Source organism: Solibacillus faecavium, from assembly GCF_014836905.1.
GTDB classification, from domain to species: Bacteria; Bacillota; Bacilli; order Bacillales_A; family Planococcaceae; genus Solibacillus; species Solibacillus faecavium.
Map to the genome: position 1 here is coordinate 60376 of NZ_JACSPZ010000005.1, position 23458 is coordinate 83833.

Here is a 23458-nt window from a genome sequence, read left to right on the forward strand (position 1 = left end):
AAATATTTTATGATATTATCGTACTTCCGCGCCAGCTTGTGCTAATGCTTTTAATACTTTATTATGTGCTGCGACTACTTCTTCGTCTGTTAATGTGCGCTCTGGGTCATAGTATGTTAATGAGAATGCTACTGATTTTTTACCAGCCGTCATTTTTTCCCCTGCATATACATCGAATACTTTTACATCTTTTAATAATGAAGTGCCTGCACCTTTAATAATGCTGACGATTTCACCTGCTGGAGTTGCTATATCCAGTTCTAATGCGATATCACGGCTCATTGCCGGGAAGCGCGGAATCATTGAATAAACAAGCTCTTCTTGCGTCGCACTTAAAATGGCATTCAAGTTTAATTCAGCCACATAAGTTTCTTTTACATCAAATGCTTTTTGTTCTTGCGGATGAAGCTGGGCAATGACACCCACTTTTTCGCCATCTAATAAAACATCAGCTGTACGACCAGGATGTAAGCCGTCTACTTGCGCTTTTGCATAGCCTACACGAGATGTTAAGCCTAATTTTGCAAATACCGCTTCTACAATACCTTTTGCAACGAAGAAATCAACGTTTTTCTTCTCGCCTTGCCATGTATTATCAATCCATTTACCTGTTAATACAAGTGCCAAGTGCTCTTCTTCAAATGGAAGTTCTTCCGCAGTTTGACCAAGGAATACAGAACCAATTTCATATAATGCCACTGTTTCTGCTTGGCGGGCTACGTTATAGCTTGCCGCCTCTACTAAGTGAGGAATTAAACTTTGGCGTAGTGTAGAGCGCTCTTCAGACATAGGCATTAATAACTTTGTCGTCTCTTCAGCTTTTAAAGCAAACTTTTGAGCATGCGCTGCTGAAGTTAAAGAATAAGTTACTGCTTGATAAAGACCGGCACCTTCCATAACGTTGCGTACAATACGGCGTCCTGCTTGATATGGCGTTAAGCGGCCAACTTGATCACTCGCCGGTAAGCTTACAGGAATCTCATCGTAGCCATACATACGTGCTATTTCTTCCACGATATCTTCCGGAATTTTAATATCCTGACGTCGTGTCGGAGCATCAATGATTAATAACCCATTAACTGCTTCCACATCAAATTTTAAGCGCTCTAAAATAGACAGCATATCCTCTAAAGATATCTTCATACCTAAGCGGCCATTAATGAAGTCAGGTGATACAACTACACGGGCTGGTGTCTTATCCAACTCATCAACTAGCACTGTACCTTCTAGTACTTCTCCTCCTGCTAATTCAGCAAGTAACTGTGCTGCACGTTCAGCAGCAGGAAGGACACGGTTTGGATCTACACCTTTTTCAAAACGTGCAGAAGAATCCGAACGTAAGCCGATTTCTTTTGAAGTACGACGGACAGATGCCGGGTTGAAGTATGCAGATTCGATTACTACTGTCGTTGTAGTATTTGATACTTCTGATTTAGCACCGCCCATAACACCTGCTACTGCTTCAGCTTCTTGACCATTTGTAATAACAAGGTTATGTGGTTGTAATTTACGTTCCTGATCATCAAGAGTCGTCATCACTTCGCCATCACGAGCCATACGTGTAACGATTTCACCAGTTGCTAACTTGTCATAGTCGAACGCATGTAATGGTTGACCGTACTCCATTAACACATAGTTTGTAATATCGACTACGTTATTATGTGGACGTACTCCCGCAGACATAAGCGCATGTTGCAGCCATAATGGAGATTCTTTTACTTCAATATTTTTCACAACTTTCGCTGCGTACATTGGGTTTGCTTCTTTATCTTCTACTGTTAATTTTAATACATCTGCCGCTTTTTCAGCTGAAGCTGTATAATTAATTTCCGGTAATTTTACATCTTGAGATAAAATTGCTGCTACTTCATAAGCAACACCAAGCATACTTAATGCATCCGAACGATTAGGTGTTAAACCAAGCTCAAGTACTGTATCACATAAGCCTAAAACTTCTAATGCATCCGCACCTGGCGTTGAATCTGAAGGTAAAACATAAATCCCTTCAGCATAAGCTTTTGGTACAAGGCGACCTTCAATGCCTAACTCTTGAAGTGAACAAATCATACCGTTTGATTCTTGACCACGTAATTTCGCCTTTTTTATCTTAATGCCTCCAGGTAATTTCGCACCTGGACGCGCTACGATTACTTTTTGACCTGCATCTACATTTGGAGCACCACAAACGATTTGTTGAAGTTCTTCTTCGCCAACGTCTACTTGGCACACATTTAATTTATCTGCTTCCGGGTGCTTTTCTTTTGATACAACATGACCCACTACAACATTTGACATGCCTAGTGAACGATCGATTACTGCATCTACTTCAATCCCCGCACGCGTAATTTTTTCTGCTAATTCATTTGCTTCTAAAGAAGAAATATCTACATATTGACTTAACCATTTTAACGAAACTAACATTTATATTGTCCTCCTTCTTACACTTCTGCCTGGTGGAATTGTGATAAGAAGCGCGTGTCATTTGTATAGAAATGACGAATATCATCCACACCGTATTTTAACATTGCGATACGCTCGGCACCGATTCCGAATGCGAAACCTGAAACTACCGTTGAATCATATCCAGCCATTTCAAGTACGTTCGGATGTACCATACCAGCACCTAAAATTTCGATCCAACCAGTTTGCTTACATACGTTACAGCCTTTACCTGAGCATTTATGACAAGATACGTCCACTTCTACAGAAGGCTCTGTGAATGGGAAGAATGATGGACGTAAACGAATTTCACGCTCTGCACCGAACATTCTTTTCGCAAGGGCATCCAAAGTACCTTTAAGATCGGACATGCGAATATTTTCACCAATTACAAGACCTTCAATTTGCATGAATTGGTGAGAATGCGTCGCATCGTCTGTATCACGACGGAATACTTTACCTGGACAAATTACACGAATCGGCTCGCCTTTTTTGGCTTCCATTGTACGTGCCTGTACAGGTGAAGTGTGTGTACGTAATAATGTTTCTTCTGAAATGTAAAATGAATCCTGCATATCACGTGCTGGATGGCCTTTTGGTAAGTTCATCGCTTCAAAATTATAGTAGTCTTTTTCTACTTCCGGACCTTCTACAATTTCGTATCCCATTCCTAGGAATAAATCTTCAATTTCTTCAATAACACGTGTTAAAAGATGGCGGTTTCCTGCACGTACTTTTGCACCTGGTAATGTTACATCGATCGATTCGTTTTCAAGCTGTGCTAAAATTGCAGCTTCTTCTAATACAGCTACCTTTTTCTCAAGCTCAGCTGTTACATTTTCACGTACTGTGTTTACAAGGGCACCCATTTTTGGGCGTTCTTCTGCAGAAAGTTTCCCCATTCCTTTTAAAAGATCCGTGATTGGTCCTTTTTTACCTAAGTACGCAACACGAACGTCGTTTAATGCTTTTAAATCGGCAGCGTCAGCAATTTTTGCTAATGCTTCTTGTTCTAATTGCTTTAATTGTTGTTCCATTTTACAAAGTCCTCCTTATTTAGTTAGAGAATAAAGTTAGCTTCTTCAATACGTTGATTTCCATTTCGGCGGACGCTTTCCACGGGCACGGCTCCAGCCTTCTCCCTCGCTTCGCTCAGTCCGGGTGCTTCCGCTCGTGCTGTTCCCGTAGGAGTCGCCGCCTACATTCCAATCAACTAAGTATCTCCAAAAACCACAAAATTCCTACTCATTAGAAATAGCGACATAGTGCCTGTTCTGAACCCGTTGCTTTCCGTTCCGGGCGAATGCTTTCCGCGGGCAAGAATTAGAGTCAAACTTGTTTGTCTCTAATTCTTTGCGCCGAGGATGGCGGTTATTTATTGCGGCCACCGCAGAAGCACCGTCACGCTTTTCCCACAGGATGCTCTGCATGTAGCGAAAGGCTTTAGCCGTCAGCTACACTCATCGCCCTCCACTTCAAGCAACTAGTGTTGGCTTTAATAAATTTACATATATGCACTATAATAATCACTATTTTTGAAAATAAAAAAACCTCGTCCCCTAAGAAAGGGACGAGGACGAGTTTCGCGGTACCACCCTAGTTATTGCTTTAAAGCAATCACTTCATTGGAGCTAACGACTATGTCTAGCCGGCAATCCTTTCACCACAAGTGGCTCCCGGATGCTGCTCGCGGGGTGAACTTCGCTATACAATTTGTTAGCAAGCTTTCAGTCATGGCTTGCATTCCCTAAAACAAATGTTGTATACCTACTCTTCCCGGTCAAAGCATTTCGTAATATATTCTCCAACTAGTTTAATGTATAACTGAATACTTTTCAACTAGCTGGAGAAATTTTAACGATTACATATCCCAGATTAGAATTAATAATGTACCTAAAATAGTAAGTACGATTAAACCAATACCGTAAATGATGTTTGAGTAGATAGCCCATTTGTCTTCTGTTTCACCAGCATGCATGAATACCATGAACTGTAAACCTGCTTGAATGAATGCTGTTACTAGCAGGATGATCATTCCAGTTGTGAATGACATATCTGTGAAGTAAACAAGCATTGCAATCACTGTTAAAATCAGTGAAAATACGAAGCCCATAATTTGGCCTATTGGAAAGAACTTTGCCATAGATTACATCATTCCTTTCAAGTAAATGAAACTGAAGATGAAGATCCAAACTACATCTAGGAAGTGCCAGTAAAGTGAGAATACGAATGCTTTACCCGCTGTTACTGAAGTCAGACCACGTTTAGCGATTTGAATCATAAGGAAGATACCCCAGAATAAACCGAATGTTACGTGAAGACCATGTGTTCCTAAAGTTGTCAATAAAATAGAAGTGAAGGCACTTACAGTAATACCTGCACCTACATGTGCATAGTGTACAAATTCATAAATTTCGACAGATAAGAATGCCGCACCAAGTAGTAATGTAATACCCATAAATGTCAACGTCGCTTTTTTACTACCAAGACGCATCGCATGAATGGCTAGACCAATTGTAAAACTTGATGTTAACAGGATGAATGTCTCTGCTAATACTGGAGTAATTTCGAAAATTTCCGCACCAGTTGGACCGTTACCTGTACGATCCACTAGTGTGAAGTATGATGCGAATAATGTACCGAATAACATAATCTCCGCACCTAGGAAAGTCCAAAAACCAAAGATTTTTAAGCTATTTTCTTCAGTAGAATACTCTAAAGGAACATTGTTATTTACTTTACCCATTATTTCGCACCTCCTTTTTTGTCATAGCTTTTTTCTGTTTCTTCTACTTCATGTTTGTGGATATGATAGCCATGGTCGTCCTCCATAGAACGGTAACCCATACAAGCTAAAATTCCGATTAAGCCGAAGATTGCCAAGTACCACATACTGAATACTAGAGCGAAACCAGCGATGAAGAAGAATACTGATAAAATAAATGTTTGACCTGAGTTATTTGGCATGTGAATATCTTTAATTTCACCTTTGAATAACTTCGTGCCGTTTTTCTTAGAATCCCAGAATGCTTCTGAAGTTGAATCAGTTACGTCTGGAGTAATTGCAAAGTTGTAGTGCGGAATTGGTGTATGTGTCGCCCACTCTAGACCACGTGCATCCCATGGATCTGATCCAATGTCGCGTGGAGAGTTTTTGAAACTGTACCAAATGTTCCATACAAGCATTAAGAATGAAACAGACATAATACCAGCACCAACGAATGATACCATGTTTAACATGCTGAATCCTGTTGATTCTGAATATGTGTACATACGACGAGCTTGTCCGTCTAAACCAGTAATATACATTGGAATGAATGCAAGTACGAAACCTGTAGACATTACCCAAACAGTAGCTTTACCGATACGTTCATTTAACATGAAACCAAACATTTTCGGCCAGTAGAACGTTAAACCAGCTAACATCGCATAAACAACACCAGGAATGATTACGTTATGGAAGTGAGCTACTAAGAACATAGTATTGTGGTATTGGTAGTCAGCTGCTGACATCGCAAGCATAACACCTGTTACCCCACCTAGTGTGAATAAAGGAATGAAGTGCATCGCATATAACATCGGCGTTGTCATTTCAATTTTCCCTTTATACATTGTGAATAACCAGTTGAAAATCTTAACCCCTGTTGGGATGGCAATAGCCATTGTTGTAATTGAGAAAATCGAGTTCGTGAATGCACCTTGCCCCATCGTAAAGAAGTGGTGAGTCCATACAGCGAACGAGAATACTGAAATTACGATCATAGACCATACCATTGAGTTATAGCCATATAAGTTACGACGTGAGAATGTCGAAATAACTTCAGAGAAAATACCGAATGCCGGTAAAATTAAGATATATACTTCAGGGTGACCCCAAACCCAGAATAGGTTGGCCCAAAGCATGTCCATACCACCGTCGCCGATAGTAAAGAACTTAGTATCAAATAGACGATCCATCGTACCCATAGCTAAAGCTACTGTTAATACTGGGAACGCAAATACGATAATTAAGTTTGAGATAAGCGCTGACCAAGTGAACATTGGCATTTTGAATAATGTCATACCAGGCGCACGCATTTTAAAGATTGTCGTTATGAAGTTAATACCTGTCAATAACGTACCAAGACCCGCGATTTGCAGCGAGAGCATGTAGTAGTTTGTACCAACGGATGTACTGAACTCATTACCCGCTAATGGGAAATAAGAAGTCCATCCTGAATCAGGTGATCCACCGATAATGAATGAGATATTGAATAATCCCATACCCATGAAGAATAACCAGAATGCTAAGTTGTTTAAACGTGGGAACGCAACGTCACGTGCCCCGATTTGTAATGGTACTAAATAGTTAAAGAAGAAAGTAATGAATGGCATTGCCATGAATAAAATCATTACTACCCCGTGAGTTGTAAATACTTCGTTATAGTGTTGAGCATCTAAGAAGCTGTTTTCTGGAACAGCTAACTGTAAACGCATCATTACGGCATCGACACCGCCGCGGAATAGCATTACTAAAGCGACGATTAAATACATGATACCGATTTTTTTATGGTCAACAGTTGTAATCCATTCACGCCATAAGTAGCCCCATAATTTAAAGTAAGTAACAACAGCTACTAACGCGATACTTCCTAAAACTATTGAAGCCATTGCGATATAAATCAAGGTACTTGGGTGTGGAACTGCAAACTGTGCAAAAAATTCCGACATAGTAGTTACTCCTTTCAAAAGTGCTTACTTTCAAAATTAATGTGAAGAGTGATCCTCTTCTTCTTTTTCATCATCTTCATCAGAAGAATCGTGGTTGTGTTCAGGAGCTGGTGAGAACTCTAAATGAGTACCTGTATAAGTTGACTTACCAAGATGACCTGGCTCCAATAATTCTTCAAACTTCTCTTCTGTTAGAGGTGCAGCCGTTTCATGAACTTCTGTTACCCACTCGTCAAATTCTGCTTGCGTTAAGGCTGTTACATCAAATATATTTTCTGCTGTACCACGACCTGAGAAGTTCGCGTTACGTCCCCAGAATTCGCCTGGATTATCAGCAGCTAAATGTAAAGTTGTTACCATGTCTGCCATCGCGTATTTCTGACCACCAAGTTGTGGAATCCAGAAACTTGTAATTGGACCGTAAGAATATAGTTTAAATTCAATTGCTCGTCCAGCAGGAATGTATAAGTAGTTTACTGTTTCAATCCCTTGCTCTGGATAGCTGAAATGCCATTTCCAGTTAGATGATGAAGCGTAAATTACTAATGGCTCCTGATCTTCGTATGCTTGAGGAACATTTTCTACAATATAGTTACTCTTTACAGATACGAACGATAAGAAAATAACGATAATTACAGGAATACCAATCATAATTGACTCTACAAGCCAGTGACCGTGAATGTGCGGTGGCTCATAATCTGGACTTTGTTTTGAAGCGCGGTATTTAACTAACATAAATACCATAATTGCTAATACTGCTAGAACAATCCCTGACATTAGATAAATTAATAACATTGTGTCGTCGGCTTGTCTTTGAGCTTGAGGACCTTTAGGATCAAGTACTGCTAACTTGTCGTTACAGCCTGCTAAAAGAATAGCTCCTAATCCCATGAAAGAGAGTAATGTTCCCTTCATATTTACTTTCATAGTTGGACTCCTTTCCAATTAAATAAAGCTTGTTAGATCTTGCTTAAGCGCTTTCATCTGAGAGCGAAAATAAAATAGTGAAAATAGTGCAATTCAATTGAATAAATTCACTTACAACTTTTAACACTATGCATATAGTGTTAAATATAATGGATAATCCCTCAATCCATCATTACCACGTTGGAATTTTAGATTGAAGTCCATAATTAACAGTTTGCACAATTTTTTCGAAAGCATTATTTTATTTTTTCGTGCGGAAACTTCAAGCGCTTGTCTAACCTACTTAGATTTTAGTTAAACAACAAATAAGTGTCAAAACATCAAATTGGAAAAAACCCTTATTTCTTACTATTTTCGAGCTTTTTTTAATTGGTATTTTAAAATAATAATGAAAAATACAGTAAAACTGCGCAATTGCGAGCGAATAAACAGCTCGATTTCAAAAATGACATTTCTATGAACATAATGAAGTAATTCTTTTGGGACTAATCAGAAAAATCCCTTTGCCCTATTTCACTGGATTTATTTACATAAAAATGCCTGTAAATACCAAAAATACAGGGGTTTCATAGCTGAAGATACTATGAAATCCCTGTATTTTTTGTTGTATTATTTAACAAATGCGTATAATAAAATTCCAGTAGCTACTGCTACGTTCAATGATTCTGCACCACCTAAAATTGGAATAATAACATTTTGGTCTGTTTTTGCCAAAATTTGCGGATTTATACCGCTGCCTTCATTTCCTACTATTAGTGCAAATGCATCGCTTTTTTCAATATCTCTGTAGGATATTGATTCTTCCAATGAAGTACCGTATACACGAACTCCATCTGCTTGTAAATTTTCAATCCACTCCATTAAATCTCCTCGGATAACAGGAATATGAAAATGTGAGCCCTGTGCAGAACGCAATGATTTCGGATTAAATGGATCAACACATCCTTTTCCTAAAATGACGGCATCTATTCCGGCTGCATCAGCAGTACGGATCATTGTACCGATATTGCCTGGATCTTGCACGGCATCGACTAAGAGAACTTTACGCCATTCATATTGTTCATCCTCTGAAATGGGGCGTTGTTTACAATGCGCAAATACACCTTGTGATTTTTCTGTTTCTGCAATTTCCTTTGCAACTGCATCGTTAACGTATACTATTGTTACTTCATCAATCGCCCATAATAAAGGCAAATCAACGCCTTCTCGAACAATAATTTGAACAATTTGCTCTTTGTGTTTTAATGCTTCCTCTACTAAATGGAAGCCTTCTACTATATATTCTTCAGTTTTCTCCCGCTCTTTACGCTGAGTAACGAGCTTCTTCCAATGCTTCACTAGACTGTTTTGTGTAGATTCGATTCTTTTCATAATTTCCCGTCCTTTTTCAGTACTCGAATTTACATTCTATCATAAATTTTTCGTAATCTATACCGCCATGCAATGTATAAAGTTGATAAATTGGTACAAAGTATGGGAAAAGGAGGTTTCATATTTATATGGATTTTCAAATTCGGCAAGCTATTACTGCAAACGTAATGGGTTCAGATGCAGCAGAATTTCAGGATATTGTTAATGATGCAATTGCACGAGGTGAGGAACATTTGTTACCTGGACTCGGTGTATTTTTAGAAACATGGTGGAAGAGCGCAAATGAAAATGAGCGCAATGAATTCACTAAAAAATTGGCCCAACAATTTGTTAATTAAAATTAGTATGTCCTATTATTAGTATATAAAGCGATTTTTAAATAAAAAACAAAAAGCAATCTGGCGTCTCCCAGATTGCTTTTACTATGTAGCGATGAAGCATTCCATCTTGAATACAAACATCACTTGTAGTCTTTTATAAATCGTCACAGCGTCTCCCGTTGTTATTCATATTGGACTACTACATAATTTGCTCGCCCTACCTGCTTGCAAATCTGTACGAAAGCAGATGTGCCTGCAACCCGCAGGACACCATCTCCTAGATCTTTATGCTAATAAAGATACTAAAACTGCTTTTTGAGCATGCAAACGATTTTCCGCTTGCTCAAATATATAGGAATTTGGTCCATCAATAACTGATGTCGCAACTTCTTCCTCACGGTGTGCCGGTAAACAATGCAAGAACATATAATCTGGCTTAGCATGCGCAACGAGTGCATCATTTATTTGATAACCAGCAAAGTCTTTTAATCGTTTTTCCGTTTCTTCTTCTTGCCCCATCGATGTCCATACATCAGTGTATATGGCATCAGCATTAGTTACAGCTTCTACTGGGTCATGCGTTACAAATATTGTCCCACCATTTTGGGAAGCAATGTATTGTGCTTTTTCAATAATGCTGTCGTTACATTCATATCCTACAGGAGTAGCAACGGATACATGCATTCCTACATGTGCAGCGGCAACAATAAGTGCATGTGCCACGTTATTGCCATCTCCAATGTATGCGATTTTCAATCCTTTTAGTTCACCTTTATTTTCGGCAATTGTTTCAAGGTCAGCCAATGCCTGGCAAGGATGATCGATATCTGTTAACCCGTTAATAACCGGCACAGTAGCATACTCGGCTAACTCTTCAACCATTGCATGGGAATTAGCGCGAATCATAATACCATCCAAATAACCGGATAATACTTTCCCAGTATCGGATATTGGCTCTCCGCGTCCAATTTGCATATCACGGGCATTCATATACATACCATAGCCACCTAATTGTTGCATGCCAACTTCGAAGGATACACGAGTACGAGTTGAGCTTTTTTCAAAAATCATACCGAGCGTCTTACCTGCCAGTAGACGTGGACATTTTCCCGCTTTAGTAATTAATTTTAGTTGTGTAGCGAGTTGAAGCAATTGCTTTACTTCCTCACTTGTATAGTCAAGTAGCGTTAATAAGTCTTTTCCCTTCAGACTTTCAACAGGCTTTAATTGAACCTCTTCCAATAATTTCATATAACACACCTCTGTAAGCTTTATATTGATTTTTATTATACATATGCATAATTATAAAATCAAGCGAATTAATATAAATTTTTATAATTAATTAAATTATTTAATAATTATATATATTCACTAATTAGACAGTTATAATGAAAAAATTACTCAAACGACAATTACATGCTTTACAGGTAGAAATTTATTAATTTACCATTGAATTTCCATTCACTTTTAAGCATAATATTTTAAAGGATTGTTTTTTGTGAAAATTCACTTAAAGCAAAAGTAAAGTATTATAAGGAGGAATCATTATGCCAAATGCTACACATACAGTTGATTTACCATTATCTAATCAAGTTACATGGGACTTTTTAAAGGATTATAATAATTGGGCACCATTAATGCCTGGTTATATAGCACACGAAGTACAAAATGAGTCTCAATTTACGTGGATTTATTTAGCGGATTTAGGCTTTACGAAAAAGACAATTAAGCTTCAGGTTGATATGAATGAATTTACCGAGCCATCGGATATAAAATTCGGCTTAAAGGGGCTATCCGATAACTTTGAAGGCAGTGGTTACTTTAAAATTCAAGAAAACAGTAGCGATAGTGTGCAGGTAACGGGAAGTTTGGATCTATCTGCAGGTGGATTTATGGGCATAATGATTAATTCTGTTTTAGAAACCTTCGTACCTCAAGCAACAAAAGATTTAATCAATTCCATTGAAGCAAAGCTCACTGAGTTACATAGTGTAAAGTGACTATAGTGTGAGGATAAAATAAAAAACATTAATTTTTTCCTTCCGAGAAAATTAATGTTTTTTACGTTAACTTCAATTACTCTATGTTATAGGATGTTGTATAATCCATTAAAATTTCAATTTCCTCATCAAATTCACTGCATATACTAATACATAGATTATTCATAAAAACTGTCTTTACAGTGAATTTCATCTTTTGGTAACTACTGAAATCACCCATGTTTTCATTAATCCCTTCCCCCGTACATTTTAAAATGGCTTCTTTCCTCGTCCAAATCTCAGAAAATGTCGTTCCTTCTTTTAATTTTTGTATTTCATCTTTATGCAAAATCCAGCCGTACAAATGCTCATTATAGATCAAATCATCTTTTTCTATATCGATGCCTACTTTACCTTTCTCACTTAATACATAGATTAACGTATCATCATTATGTGACCAATTTATAAAAGAAGAAGAATTTAAAATAAAAGGCTTCCCATTTGAATCTTTTTGAATAGCAACATTACCTAACCGTTCTTTTATTAATTCGGTCGCCCAAATTTCTTTTGGCTTGTTTTGATTTACTTTTGCTGCCCAATTACTTACTAAATATACTTTCACAATATGATATCTCCTAAAAAGGATGAGACTGGGACATAACCCCAAAATGCCATTTTTCTCTATGAGAAAAATGGCATTTTTTTGCTGGCGTAAAAATTGATTTCCATTCCGGGACGCTTTCCGCGGGCACGGCCTGAGCCTGTAGTCTCAGGCGTCGTGCTGTTCCCGCAGGAGTCGCCCTCCATTCCAATCAATTTTATAAATTATAAAATATCCGTTTTATAATAAGTGTCTTTTCCTTATCCAATGAAATTTCTATATCTGTCCCAGCCCCACCCCATGTTTTTTATGCGTATACAGCTAGTTTAATAAACTGCTGCTCTGAAGCATACTGAATTAATTTACCGATATACTCTTTTTCTATTTTAGGTAAATGCTGAATTTTAAGCAGCTTCATCGTTTGTTGACTATCAAACACTGCGTTTGTATCACTAGCACCGTCGCCATCCAATTGTGCAACAGCTAGGTTTTTAATTTCCTCACTCATACTATCACTTAAAATATAATCTTCATAAAATGCTGTTTCGACCATTTCAATTGATAAATCAAGCTCATTTAATATCGAAACGAATTGTGCAAACGGTATCGGATCTGGGTGACAAACATGGTATACACGTACTGTATGCTCGGCTGTCAATGCTGATTTCACTACTACATCCGCCGCAAAGTCAATTGGTGTGAAATCCACCATCCACTGAACATTTGGCGCTTTATTTACTAAAATCATGAGCTTTAGCATTCGATAAAATGCATTTTCATCAATATTGCTTTGGAAATGTCCATCACTATAACGACCTGCTAAGTTACCCATTCTATATACGAATACTTGCTTCCCTACTTTTGCCTGGTCCAAAATCCATTTTTCAGCCTTCATTTTCGTATCTGTATAAACACTATCCAACTGTAAATCTTCAGGGATGTTCGACATATCTTTTACGCTATTCCATTTTCCCTCTGTTAATAAATCCTGGACAACCCCTACAGTTGAAATATGGTGGAAAGTGATGTCTGCGTTTATATTTACCAGCTCGAATATATTTTTAGTCCCTTGTACATTTACTTTTTCAAAATGTTCCCGGTTTCCAAAGTGTCTCACATCTGCTGCAGAATGGATAATGGCGTCTATGTTGTTGGCCAGTTCTGTAAAGTCTTCTTTCGATAACCCTAAAAATTTTTTAGTTAAGTCCCCGCTAATAACTGTAATAAGCGGATTCGTATTACAGTTGAAGTATTTTTGCATTGTTTCACTTACTCGTTGCTCCGCATTCTCGCCGCGCACAAGTAAAAATACTTCTTTGCCTTCTTCCAGCAATTTTTGAGCAATATGACTACCTAAAAACCCGGTAGCTCCGGTTACCAATATTTTATTAACTTCTCGTACTTGTTCTTTAATGGGCATTACTGGCCATTCCGTTAAATTTGTAAACTCACCATTAAATTGGATGTCTTGATTCAGTGATGTATTGATAACTTTTTCAGCTAAATTTTCAACCGTTTTTAAATCGAAGAAGTCCTTTATCGTCAAGGCAGGATATGTTTGCTTTACATGCGCTAAAATCTCAATAACCTTTAAAGAATGTCCACCAATATCAAATAAATTATCCTTCACACTAACAGCATCAATTTTCAGTACTTTTTTCCAAACATCGATAAGATCTTTCTCTATCTCATTGCGCGGTGCAATGATTTCCCGTGAACCCACTAACGACACGCGATCCGCTTCCATTTTTCCTAGTGCTTTTCGATCTACTTTGCCCGTTGGTGCAAAAGGAATATCCTCCAGTTGTTTCAATTTAGTCGGGAGCATATAGCTCGGTAAATCTGTCTTTAATGTTTCTATAATTGCTGTGTGCTCAATACGTTCATTTGAAGTGAAAAAGGCTTTTAATATTTGATCATCGCCTTCTTTTTCGACAACTACAACTGCATTATTTACTCCATCCACTTCATTCATCTTTGTTTCAATCTCTGCTATTTCAATACGATGACCACGAATTTTCACTTGAGTATCCTTCCTTGAAACAAACTCAATATTGCCATCAGCCAATTGCTTCACAAGATCTCCAGTTTTATAAACAATGCCTTCATAAATATTGGCATCGAAAGGATTTGGGATAAATACTTCTTTTGTCTTTTCTTCATTATGTAAATAACCTAAGGAAATTCCTATGGAAGCTACCCATAGCTCTCCAATTTCATTTTCCTTGCATTGTTTTCCGTCCTCATTGACTATATATACTTTATTTCCTGGTAATTGTTTTCCGATTGGTACACTATATACATCATTCGAAAGATCTTTCGGCACTTCATACGCTGTAGCCATGACCGTAATTTCAGTAGGACCATATAAGTTAAAGAATCTTATTTGATCACCAACAAATGATTTGAATTTTCTTGCCAAGTCGCCTGTTAGTAATTCCCCGCCAACACCGACTAATTTAACAGAAGCAAATAAATCCGAATTTTCTTCTGTTAAATGATTCACAATTCGATTAAAGAAAACAGTCGGCAATACCGGAATAATAGTAATCCCTTCACTTTTTACAACGTTCAGGAAGTTGCTTTCAGACATACGCTCTTCATCATCTATTAAATACAGCATAGAACCTGTTAATAATGATAAAAATGTATCTAATACAGATGCATCAAAGCTATATGTGGCGAATTGCAATATTTTATCTTGGTCATTTACTTGCCAATCTTTTTGCATATAATCTACTAAATTCATTATTCCCTTTTGGCGAATTAATGTTCCTTTAGGCTTTCCAGTTGTACCTGATGTGAAAATCGTATAACACGGATCTTCTACATTATCATTTATATTCAAAGTTAAATTAACTGCCTTATTAGCATAAATATTTTCCAATTGCAAAATATTCATAGAAGGATCAAGCTGTAAGGAATCCAGATTTTGCTCTGCATCTGTATTTGTAATAATGAATGAAGTATTAATATCATCAATAATATAGCTGTTACGCTCATTTGGATGTGATGGATCTAAAGATACATACACACCACCAGCTTTAATGATACCTAATAAAGAAATGACCGTATCGATGCTTCTTTTTAAATAGATTGCTACAAATCCACCCTTTTCAAGACCATTATCTATTAAATAACTAGCTACTTTATTTGATTCATTGTTCAGCTCAGTAAACGTTAATTGACGATTTCTCTCCTTTAAAGCAATTGCATCTCCTTGCTTTAAAACGATTTCATTCAATTTATGTAAAATAGTATTCATTCCTAAACAACCTCTCGTAAAAAATCTATTTAATATTCAACTGTTTAAACTAACTGAGGAGGCATTTAAAATTCAAATGCCTCCTCTGAAATTTATTATGCGATTAAATCCTTTTAATTTTTAATCGTACTTACAACTTCTTCTAATTTCTCGGAAGTAATTTTTAGATTTTCAGACATATTTCGGATATTGCCTAACGTTCCACGCTGGTTTTCGACATTTGTAGCAATACCTTCATAACCATCTACAATTTCACTTGCATTTGTAGATAATGTAATAATCATTGCTGTAGATTCTTCTACACCGGCGGAAATCTCTTCTGTAGCCAAAGATACCGATTGCAATTTATCTGTTATTTCTTTGTTGAATTCATAAATCTTGTTGAAAATTTCGTTTGTATGCTGAGTAGAGGCTTTTCCTCCGTCTACGCCTATTTTTATGCTCTCCATAAACTTTTGTGCTTCTTTAACCGCTTCTCGTACACGCCCAATTAGCTCTTGAATACCTTCTGTTGATTGAGCTGATTGCTCAGACAGTTTTTTGACTTCCTGTGCAACGACGGCAAACCCTTTTCCATGTTCTCCAGCACGTGCTGCTTCGATACTTGCATTTAGCGCCAATAAATTAGTGGCATCCGAAATATCTGTAATGATTTGCAGAAACTTCCCAATCTCATCAGATAAATTTACTAAAGTTCCAATATTTTGATTTGAATTTTCTACATTCTCTACAATGGATTCCATTTGATTCGTTACATTTGCTATTGCTTTGCTGCCGTCATTCGAATGTGAAGTAACGTCTTCAGCATATTTGTATACATCTGTTATATCTACCGCGATTTGTTGGACTTGGCTAGACATCTCTTCCATCGATAATGCTGCCTCTTCAATTGAAGTTTCCTGCCCTTTTAAATTTGTTTTCATATTTGTAACTGCACCAGTAATTGAATCAAATGTATTAAACGTTGATGTAAAGGCATTCTCGAGTTGGAGGGAATCTTCTTTTACTTTACCTGCAGATTCATTCACACCGTTTACAATATTACTTAATGAGTCAATCATCTCATTGAATCGTGCATTTACAGTGCCTAATTCATCTCTTCCTTCAGGTAATTTAACCGTTAAATCCCCTTTACTTGCTTTATTAATCCCTGCCAATAAATATGTTAGAGGTTTTAGTTGCGATTTAATAATGAAGTACTGAACAATAATCGCTATGACTAATAATATTGCCAAAATGATCGATGACCACATTAATAGTCCCATTTGACCTTCGCCAACACTTGAAGCATCTACATCAATGGCATAATAAGCAATGAGATCGTTTTGGGCATTAAAAATTGGATACATAAACGTTACCCATGTACCATAGTCATCTTTATAAATCTCTGTAAATTGAGGTTCACCCGTCTCCTTTAATGCTTTTAATCCATCAACTACAATGGCTGGCTGTTCGTATAAAGTACCTGGTTGTAGACCTTCCTCTTTAAACATCTCCCAAATCGTATCATCAAATGAAATTAATGAAGTTTCATTACTATTATCCCCTGATAATTCGACTCCATAAATATAGCCTTGTGCTACTACAGGATTATATTCACTCATTTTGTTGAACATATCTGTATATTTTTTATGTATAGGACTTTGAATATTTTTTTCCTGAATTAATTGTTCCACTTCATTGCCATCAAGCTTTTCATACCAAGATTCCGAAATTTCCTGGGTTTGTTCACTTAGTTGATCTTTTAATAAATATCCTTGTACAAAATAACTTAGACCAATAAGAACTGTTCCTACACATAAAATGGTTATGATTGTAACTAATATGTTTTTTGTGAAAAATGTTAGATTTCGAAACATTATTTTCCCTTCCTTTATAAATTATTATTTTTATTAATTCCACCGCCAAATAAATTGACAATAAAATCATGTAATTCCATTAATCTCAGTTATAAACTATACCATTGAAACTAATTCACTACGAGTGAATATAGTCCCTTTGTAATGTTTTTAAATTTTTAAAAAAACTATAAAAACAATATAAAATACCTATAAATTTTGATTCTCAACTAAATTTTATAAAAAAGGCCAAAAATTTGGTGCAATATAAATGGTTATTTATAATTAATTGTGGGTATATACAAATTAGTATTTTAGTAGGCAAAAAGGATTTATATTTTTATATCAAATTACTCATAATTACGAATATTGAATCAATAGAATAAGGCATATCGAGTTCACTCGCTTACATACTCCCTTCTATTACTAATATTTTGTATACATATATACGATTTTAAAAATTAAAGAAGCTTTTATGAGGAACAATTTAATAAAATTAATCAAATATCTACTAAAAAGATGGAGCATTTTATTGTTAAGGGGCTGTTGCATTATGAATAATTTTTTTGAGGAAGTATTAATGGACGGTATTACTGATATGATTTTTGTATTTAAAGTGATTAATAAGGACGATTTTCAATTTCAGTTTATTAATAAATCCGCGAAGGAACGTATAGGTACATCCAAAGATATTATTGGTTTAAGTCTTAAGGAAGTTGAGAAGCGTTTAGATAAATCAGAATTTTTATATGAACTATTTAGAAAAGTTGCTATAAGTCAGACAAGTTTTACATACGAAGATACTTATGAAATTAATGAAGAACGACAAAAAACGCTCTACTTTGAAACGGTTTTAACACCGCTATTAAACAAACATGGTTTAGTCGATCGACTTGTTGCAGTTGTACGGGATATTACAAAAGAAAAAGAAACTCTTTCTTCTGTGAAGGAAATGGCAAGTAATGCTATAGAAAACAATGATCGTTTCCATTCTTTATTTTTTCATAATACAGATGGCATTTTTATTCTAAATAATATGGGGTATATTACAGATGGGAATGAGGCGAGTGAAAAAATTACTGGCTATAAAATCGAGGAAGTAGTCGGGAAATCCTTTAATACACTAGTAGAATTACAGGACATAGAGCTAAAAAGAGTAATAGATGATGCAATTAACGGAACAACTAAAAGCTACAACATAATTATTAAAAATAAAAGTGGAGACTATGTAAATATCATTTATAAAATTGTACCCCTTCTCGTGGATGGTGTAGTCATTGGATTGTACGGCATATTAAAAGACGTAACAGACTTGATGAAAAATAGTGAAAAGTTAGAGGAAAGTGAAAATCGATTTCGAATTATTGCAGAAAACGCCAATGATTTAATAACACTCGTTAATAAGGATGGCAAAATTATTTATGTTTCCCCTTCCTATAAAAATGTATTAGGCTATCAAAGTAACGAATTTCTCGGGAAAGATTTTGTACATAATATTCATCCTACTGATCAGGAACGCATAAAAGATGTAGCTAAGAAATCCATACAATCAGGGGAAGCCTTCACTATTGAATTTAAACAGAAAAATGCGAATGAAGAAATGCTCTGGTGCGAATCCATTGGGAAACCAGTTTTTAATCATAAAAATGAGTTGCAGCATTTAGTTATTCTTACAAGAGATATTACATTAAGAAAAGAGTACGAATCAAAACTTAAATATTTTGCTTATCACGACGCTTTAACGGAACTTCCGAATCGTATTCTATTCAATAAACGATTCGCATCAGCTAAAAAACAGTTTTCAAACAAAAACAATAGTTTAGCAATAGTTATTTTAGACATAGATCATTTTAAAGTAATTAATGATACTTACGGCCATGATATAGGCGATGCAGTTATTAAGGAGTTTGGGGCTCGAATCCAACAATCTATTAGAAGTCATGATACTGTGGCAAGAATGGGTGGTGATGAATTTGTTATTCTTTTACCCAACATACAGAATATCGAAAATGCCGTTGAAATTGCGAAAAGAATTAAAATTAAAATGCAGCAACCATGGAAAATCAAAGGACAAAAATTAACGGTTACTACAAGTATGGGAATTGCAATGGCGAAATTTTCTCAAAAAATCACTAAATCCGAGTTAATTAAAAACGCAGATATTGCATTATACGAAGCGAAAAATAGTGGTAGGGATAACTATAAGTTATATATAAAATAAAAAAATTGGTGTATTCAGGAAAGGTTAAACCCTTCCTGAATACACCCTCTTTTACTCAAACGTAATTTTATTTACTGTCTCACGGTCTAATCGCTTGATTACTTCTACGATTAGTTTTACGGCATTATCATAGTCATCACGATGTAAAATACCTGCATGTGAGTGAATATAGCGTGTAGCAACACCGATTGCTAATGATGGAACACCGTTTGCTGTAATATGGATACTTCCCGCATCCGTGCCTCCGCCTGCCATTGCTTCGAATTGATATGGAATGCCAGCTTCTTCTGCCACATCAAGTACAAATTCGCGTAAACCTGTATGAGAAACCATTGATGCATCAAATACAACAATTTGTGGACCTTCACCCAATTTTGAAGTAGATTCTTTTGATGTTACACCTGGTGTATCTCCAGCAACACCTACATCTACTGAAAAACCGATATCCGGTTGTACTTTAAATGTTGATGTTTTTGCACCGCGTAAGCCGATTTCTTCTTGCACATTTCCTACACCGTAAACGATGTTTGGATGATTTTCGTCTTTTAATGCTTTTAAAACATCGATTGCAATGGCACAGCCAATACGGTTGTCCCATGCTTTAGCTAAAAGATGCTTCTCATTTTTCATTACATGGAATTCGAAGTACGGTGTGATCATATCACCAGGACGCACTCCCCACTCCATCGCTTCTTCTTTGGAAGTAGCTCCGATATCAACGAACATTGACTTAATATCCACTACTTTGTTGCGGACATCTGCCGGTAAAATATGTGGTGGTTTTGAACCGATAACCCCAATAATTTCTTCCCCTTTACGTGTTGTAATTGTAACACGTTGAGCAAGCATAACTTGACTCCACCAGCCGCCCACTGTTTGGAAAAATACAAATCCTTTGTCATCAATGCGAGTTACCATAAAACCAACTTCATCTAAGTGGCCAGCAACCATAATTTTTGGACCATTTTCATCGCCCACTTTCTTTGCAATTAAGCTACCTAAGTTATCAGTTTCTATTTCATCTGCAAATGGCTCAATATACTTTTTCATTACTTCACGTGGAGCGCGTTCATTTCCCGGAATTCCGTTTGCATCTGTTAAATCTTTAAACATTTGTAATGTAGCATCTAGCTTTGTCATGTGGATATCCCCCTAATAGTTACTCTTACCTATTATAGCGCCAATATTTCGAAATGTGAAATAGTTTATTGCTGACTAATTAAAACTATTTTAATAGCCGTTACGTTGACGTTCATAGTTTTTTTCATTTTTTAGTTTATATGCCTCTATAATATCCTCTACCGTGAAACCTAAATTGTAGGCAATTAAGCTATACTGCGTCCAAATGTCTTTATAGTTTTCCTCTGTTTGATGCTGCAAGAAGGTAAGAACAGTTTGTGTTGCCGTAATAAAACACTTTGTTAAATCCGCTTTCTCCATTACAACAGGCCACTCATCCAGTTTAAAATCACGCATATACCCAAGTGATAGCATGAAATGAATGGAGTCTACAAACTCCTCCAAAATGACATTTCGCTCAGACGGACCTTTTGTAGACCAGAATTTAAAACAGCGCGTCTCATTTGCCAACTCTCCAAGCTCAACCAATAACGCCAGTCCTTTTTCATCAAAAACGTCATGTTGTATATTTTGTGTTTCTTCAATATAGCGGTCAAGCTGCTTCTGCATTTCAAATAATTGACTAAATTCCATAATAAAATCCCTCTTTTGCTAAAAATATTGAAACTTTTTCTACTACTTAATCGTATAGCAGAGAAACACCGCTAGCAAGGAGGAAGTTTTATGGCTATATTATTACGGTTTGCCATTATCCTTCTCATCATTTACATATTTTACAAAGGGGTACGCTATTTAACTGACCCGAAGCGTAAATTAGATGAGGCCTATGAAAATGGACACTATTATTTTTATGATGATGTAAAGAACATTCGGAAAAACTTTTTCATTACGTATAAAGGAGCATTATTTGAAGGTGAAAAATATTTAGGTACGACTGAAAATGCATTTGATGTCGTCAGCATTTTCGTCTTCGTCCATGATTCGATGAAACTTCAAGGCTTCACGAAAGAGGATTTTTTATATTTGGAAAAAGAAATTTTAATGAATTATCCTAACGCGAAAATTAACTGGAAAAACCCAATTGAACAATTAATGCAAGATTGAATACTTTGAACGAATCAGGGTGCTACATTAAACTGTAGCACCCATTTTTTATCGATTATGTCCGTAATGACCTTCATTTGCAATTGCACCTATTGTACTTACCCAGCGGTTTGTATAATTGAAGAAGCCTACTGTAAATGCCGCTTCTAAAACTTCATGATCATTAAATCCAGCTTCACGCAATAAATCTACTTCTTTTGTAGTAATTTCATTCGGATAACGTGTAGTACGGTATGCATAATCACATAATGCTCGCTGCTTATCCGTCAGTTTTGCAGAACGATAATTATATGTAAGCTGGTCTACCCAACCTGGATTTTTTGTCAGCCCTCGCAATATATCGCTATGCGTTGTTAAGCAGTAGCTGCAACTGTTTGTTGAAGACACAACAAGTCCAATCATTTCTTTATCTGCTGTTGATAAATAGCATGTTTCTTCATTAAACAAGGAATATTTAAAGTCTAAAAACCCTTTATATTGCGCAGCATTTAAAGGAAGCACTTTAAATAAGTTATTCACGAAGCCATTTTGCTCTAATTGCTTTTCAACATGACCATCGAAAATTTCCTGTAGCTCCTGTGGAATTTCCTTTTCATTAGGCACTTGTAAATGCGACAGCTGTTCATTGTATTTGCTCATCATTTATTCCCATTTCCCCTAATTACTGATGACTGTATGAAATTTGTAGAGACTATCAAAAAAAATCCCCCTAAAAATAGTTTTCTGAATATATTATAAATTATAGCTATTTATAATACAAACCAATTATGTAGGAATAATGAGAAACAATAAATGCCCCATAACAAAAAACACACTAAGGAAAATAATACTTCCTTAATGTGTTTAATTAAATACTACTATATAGCTGAACTATTAGAAAAATATGTACTGCTGCCATTAATGGAAAGCCGAATGCAAATGCATTGTGCTTTGTTTTGTGCCGGAATAAATACATTCCTAACACACCACCGCATGCTCCACCTAATAATCCAAGCGTCAGCAATGTTTTTTCTGAAATGCGCCATTCCTGTTTCTTTGCACGTTCTTTATCAATATACATATAAATGCACAAAATGAGTGAAACGACTACTAAATATGAAAGTGCTGCCAATGCCATAAACAAATTCCCCCTCAATTTGAAAAAAGACTGATAAGGAAAATTCCCTACCAGTCTAATTATAAAAGTAAGTGCTAATTATTTAGCGACTGCTTTTTTAGCTGCGTCAGCTAATTGAGTGAATGCTGCGCTATCAGTTACAGCTAAGTCAGCTAACATTTTACGGTTAACTTCGATACCTGCTACTTTTAAGCCGTGCATTAAACGAGAGTAAGATAAACCGTTCATGCGAGCAGCTGCGTTGATACGAGTGATCCATAATTTACGGAAATTACGTTTCTTTTGACGACGGTCACGGTATGCATATTGACCTGATTTCATTACTGCTTGGTTAGCTACTTTGTATAATGTATGTTTTGAACCGTAGTAACCTTTAGCTAATTTTAAAACTTTTTTGCGACGAGCGCGTGTTACTGTTCCGCCTTTAACGCGTGGCATAGTAATTACCTCCTGCTAATTCTTTCGAATGTAGTTGTTTTTTAGTTT

The 23458-nt window shown here is 36.3% G+C and carries 20 protein-coding genes and 1 other annotated feature; of the genes, 4 read left to right on the forward strand and 16 right to left on the reverse strand.

Annotated elements, in window-relative coordinates; translation table 11 throughout:
• Positions 1-15 precede the first annotated feature (15 nt).
• From pheT to H9635_RS11945, 7 genes are all read right to left on the reverse strand, one after another.
• Positions 16-2421 carry a phenylalanine--tRNA ligase subunit beta gene (gene pheT / locus H9635_RS11915; RefSeq protein ID WP_191700525.1) on the reverse strand — a complete coding sequence of 802 codons (2406 nt, stop codon included), beginning with the start codon at positions 2419-2421 and terminating at the stop codon, positions 16-18.
• A 17-nt stretch (positions 2422-2438) separates the two neighbouring features.
• A complete protein-coding gene (gene pheS / locus H9635_RS11920; protein ID WP_191700526.1) occupies positions 2439-3476 on the reverse strand; it encodes a phenylalanine--tRNA ligase subunit alpha in 1038 nt (345 codons plus the stop codon).
• Positions 3477-4002: 526 nt separating this feature from the next.
• Positions 4003-4232, reverse strand: a binding site (T-box leader).
• 68 nt (positions 4233-4300) lie between these two features.
• Entirely contained in the window at positions 4301-4582 is a 282-nt protein-coding gene (gene qoxD, locus H9635_RS11925) for a cytochrome aa3 quinol oxidase subunit IV (RefSeq protein WP_191700527.1), read from the reverse strand.
• A gap of 3 nt (positions 4583-4585) precedes the next feature.
• Entirely contained in the window at positions 4586-5185 is a 600-nt protein-coding gene (locus H9635_RS11930) for a cytochrome (ubi)quinol oxidase subunit III (protein ID WP_191700528.1), read from the reverse strand.
• Positions 5185-7149, reverse strand: coding sequence for a cytochrome aa3 quinol oxidase subunit I (gene qoxB / locus H9635_RS11935; RefSeq protein WP_191700529.1), 1965 nt, complete (start codon positions 7147-7149; stop codon positions 5185-5187). Before qoxB ends, H9635_RS11930 begins: the two co-directional genes overlap by 1 nt.
• Before the next feature lie 36 nt (positions 7150-7185).
• Positions 7186-8076, reverse strand: coding sequence for a cytochrome aa3 quinol oxidase subunit II (gene qoxA / locus H9635_RS11940; RefSeq protein ID WP_191700530.1), 891 nt, complete (start codon positions 8074-8076; stop codon positions 7186-7188).
• A gap of 609 nt (positions 8077-8685) precedes the next feature.
• The gene (locus tag H9635_RS11945) at positions 8686-9447 is read right to left on the reverse strand and encodes a TrmH family RNA methyltransferase (RefSeq protein ID WP_191700531.1); all 762 of its coding nucleotides are present in this window, start codon (positions 9445-9447) and stop codon (positions 8686-8688) included.
• 128 nt (positions 9448-9575) lie between these two features.
• Here H9635_RS11945 and sspI point away from each other — a divergent pair, with 128 nt between their 5' ends.
• A complete protein-coding gene (gene sspI / locus H9635_RS11950) occupies positions 9576-9785 on the forward strand; it encodes a small acid-soluble spore protein SspI (RefSeq protein WP_191700532.1) in 210 nt (69 codons plus the stop codon).
• Positions 9786-10052: 267 nt separating this feature from the next.
• Here sspI and argF read toward each other — a convergent pair whose 3' ends face one another.
• Positions 10053-11018 (reverse strand): ornithine carbamoyltransferase, encoded by a 966-nt coding sequence (argF, locus tag H9635_RS11955; protein ID WP_191700533.1) that lies wholly within the window; start codon positions 11016-11018, stop codon positions 10053-10055.
• A 296-nt stretch (positions 11019-11314) separates the two neighbouring features.
• Between argF and H9635_RS11960 the strand changes: the two genes are divergently transcribed.
• Positions 11315-11767 carry a CoxG family protein gene (locus H9635_RS11960; RefSeq protein ID WP_191700534.1) on the forward strand — a complete coding sequence of 151 codons (453 nt, stop codon included), beginning with the start codon at positions 11315-11317 and terminating at the stop codon, positions 11765-11767.
• A gap of 76 nt (positions 11768-11843) precedes the next feature.
• Here the strand turns inward: H9635_RS11960 and H9635_RS11965 are convergent, their stop codons facing one another.
• The 3 genes from H9635_RS11965 to H9635_RS11975 all read right to left on the reverse strand — a co-directional run bounded on the left by H9635_RS11965 (position 11844) and on the right by H9635_RS11975 (position 17471).
• Positions 11844-12368 carry a 4'-phosphopantetheinyl transferase family protein gene (locus tag H9635_RS11965; protein WP_191700535.1) on the reverse strand — a complete coding sequence of 175 codons (525 nt, stop codon included), beginning with the start codon at positions 12366-12368 and terminating at the stop codon, positions 11844-11846.
• 286 nt (positions 12369-12654) lie between these two features.
• Positions 12655-15612, reverse strand: coding sequence for an amino acid adenylation domain-containing protein (locus H9635_RS11970; RefSeq protein ID WP_191700536.1), 2958 nt, complete (start codon positions 15610-15612; stop codon positions 12655-12657).
• A 113-nt stretch (positions 15613-15725) separates the two neighbouring features.
• Positions 15726-17471, reverse strand: coding sequence for a methyl-accepting chemotaxis protein (locus tag H9635_RS11975; protein ID WP_191700537.1), 1746 nt, complete (start codon positions 17469-17471; stop codon positions 15726-15728).
• A 532-nt stretch (positions 17472-18003) separates the two neighbouring features.
• Here H9635_RS11975 and H9635_RS11980 point away from each other — a divergent pair.
• On the forward strand, positions 18004-19671 hold the full coding sequence (locus H9635_RS11980) for a sensor domain-containing diguanylate cyclase (protein WP_191700538.1): 1668 nt from the start codon (positions 18004-18006) through the stop codon (positions 19669-19671).
• A gap of 51 nt (positions 19672-19722) precedes the next feature.
• On the opposite strand, the gene H9635_RS11985 is transcribed toward H9635_RS11980, so the two are convergent.
• The gene (locus H9635_RS11985; protein ID WP_191700539.1) at positions 19723-20811 is read right to left on the reverse strand and encodes a M42 family metallopeptidase; all 1089 of its coding nucleotides are present in this window, start codon (positions 20809-20811) and stop codon (positions 19723-19725) included.
• 90 nt (positions 20812-20901) lie between these two features.
• Entirely contained in the window at positions 20902-21384 is a 483-nt protein-coding gene (locus H9635_RS11990; protein ID WP_191700540.1) for a dUTP diphosphatase, read from the reverse strand.
• 90 nt (positions 21385-21474) lie between these two features.
• On the opposite strand from H9635_RS11990, the gene H9635_RS11995 reads away from it, so the two are divergent.
• Complete coding sequence (locus H9635_RS11995; RefSeq protein WP_191700541.1) at positions 21475-21855, forward strand: sigma-w pathway protein ysdB; 381 nt, start codon at positions 21475-21477, stop codon at positions 21853-21855.
• 48 nt (positions 21856-21903) lie between these two features.
• Here the strand turns inward: H9635_RS11995 and H9635_RS12000 are convergent, their stop codons facing one another.
• From H9635_RS12000 to rplT, 3 genes are all read right to left on the reverse strand, one after another.
• Complete coding sequence (locus H9635_RS12000) at positions 21904-22494, reverse strand: peroxidase-related enzyme (RefSeq protein WP_191700542.1); 591 nt, start codon at positions 22492-22494, stop codon at positions 21904-21906.
• 208 nt (positions 22495-22702) lie between these two features.
• Positions 22703-22972, reverse strand: a complete 270-nt coding sequence (locus H9635_RS12005) for a DUF1294 domain-containing protein (protein WP_191700543.1) — start codon at positions 22970-22972, stop codon at positions 22703-22705.
• A gap of 78 nt (positions 22973-23050) precedes the next feature.
• On the reverse strand, positions 23051-23410 hold the full coding sequence (gene rplT, locus H9635_RS12010) for a 50S ribosomal protein L20 (RefSeq protein WP_191700544.1): 360 nt from the start codon (positions 23408-23410) through the stop codon (positions 23051-23053).
• Between the last annotated feature and the right edge of the window lie 48 nt (positions 23411-23458).

Bases quoted from the DNA above. Each gene is read 5' to 3' on its own strand.
- H9635_RS11930 (WP_191700528.1), bottom strand. From the start codon at position 5,185: ATGGGTAAAGTAAATAACAATGTTCCTTTAGAGTATTCTACTGAAGAA.
- H9635_RS12005 (WP_191700543.1), bottom strand. From the start codon at position 22,972: ATGGCATTGGCAGCACTTTCATATTTAGTAGTCGTTTCACTCATTTTG.
- H9635_RS12000 (WP_191700542.1), bottom strand. From the start codon at position 22,494: ATGAGCAAATACAATGAACAGCTGTCGCATTTACAAGTGCCTAATGAA.
- argF (WP_191700533.1), bottom strand. From the start codon at position 11,018: ATGAAATTATTGGAAGAGGTTCAATTAAAGCCTGTTGAAAGTCTGAAG.
- H9635_RS11985 (WP_191700539.1), bottom strand. From the start codon at position 20,811: ATGACAAAGCTAGATGCTACATTACAAATGTTTAAAGATTTAACAGAT.
- H9635_RS11945 (WP_191700531.1), bottom strand. From the start codon at position 9,447: ATGAAAAGAATCGAATCTACACAAAACAGTCTAGTGAAGCATTGGAAG.
- qoxB (WP_191700529.1), bottom strand. From the start codon at position 7,149: ATGTCGGAATTTTTTGCACAGTTTGCAGTTCCACACCCAAGTACCTTG.
- H9635_RS11975 (WP_191700537.1), bottom strand. From the start codon at position 17,471: ATGTTTCGAAATCTAACATTTTTCACAAAAAACATATTAGTTACAATC.
- H9635_RS11990 (WP_191700540.1), bottom strand. From the start codon at position 21,384: ATGGAATTTAGTCAATTATTTGAAATGCAGAAGCAGCTTGACCGCTAT.
- H9635_RS11960 (WP_191700534.1), top strand. From the start codon at position 11,315: ATGCCAAATGCTACACATACAGTTGATTTACCATTATCTAATCAAGTT.
- pheT (WP_191700525.1), bottom strand. From the start codon at position 2,421: ATGTTAGTTTCGTTAAAATGGTTAAGTCAATATGTAGATATTTCTTCT.
- sspI (WP_191700532.1), top strand. From the start codon at position 9,576: ATGGATTTTCAAATTCGGCAAGCTATTACTGCAAACGTAATGGGTTCA.
- rplT (WP_191700544.1), bottom strand. From the start codon at position 23,410: ATGCCACGCGTTAAAGGCGGAACAGTAACACGCGCTCGTCGCAAAAAA.
- qoxA (WP_191700530.1), bottom strand. From the start codon at position 8,076: ATGAAAGTAAATATGAAGGGAACATTACTCTCTTTCATGGGATTAGGA.
- pheS (WP_191700526.1), bottom strand. From the start codon at position 3,476: ATGGAACAACAATTAAAGCAATTAGAACAAGAAGCATTAGCAAAAATT.
- H9635_RS11980 (WP_191700538.1), top strand. From the start codon at position 18,004: ATGAATAATTTTTTTGAGGAAGTATTAATGGACGGTATTACTGATATG.
- H9635_RS11970 (WP_191700536.1), bottom strand. From the start codon at position 15,612: ATGAATACTATTTTACATAAATTGAATGAAATCGTTTTAAAGCAAGGA.
- qoxD (WP_191700527.1), bottom strand. From the start codon at position 4,582: ATGGCAAAGTTCTTTCCAATAGGCCAAATTATGGGCTTCGTATTTTCA.
- H9635_RS11995 (WP_191700541.1), top strand. From the start codon at position 21,475: ATGGCTATATTATTACGGTTTGCCATTATCCTTCTCATCATTTACATA.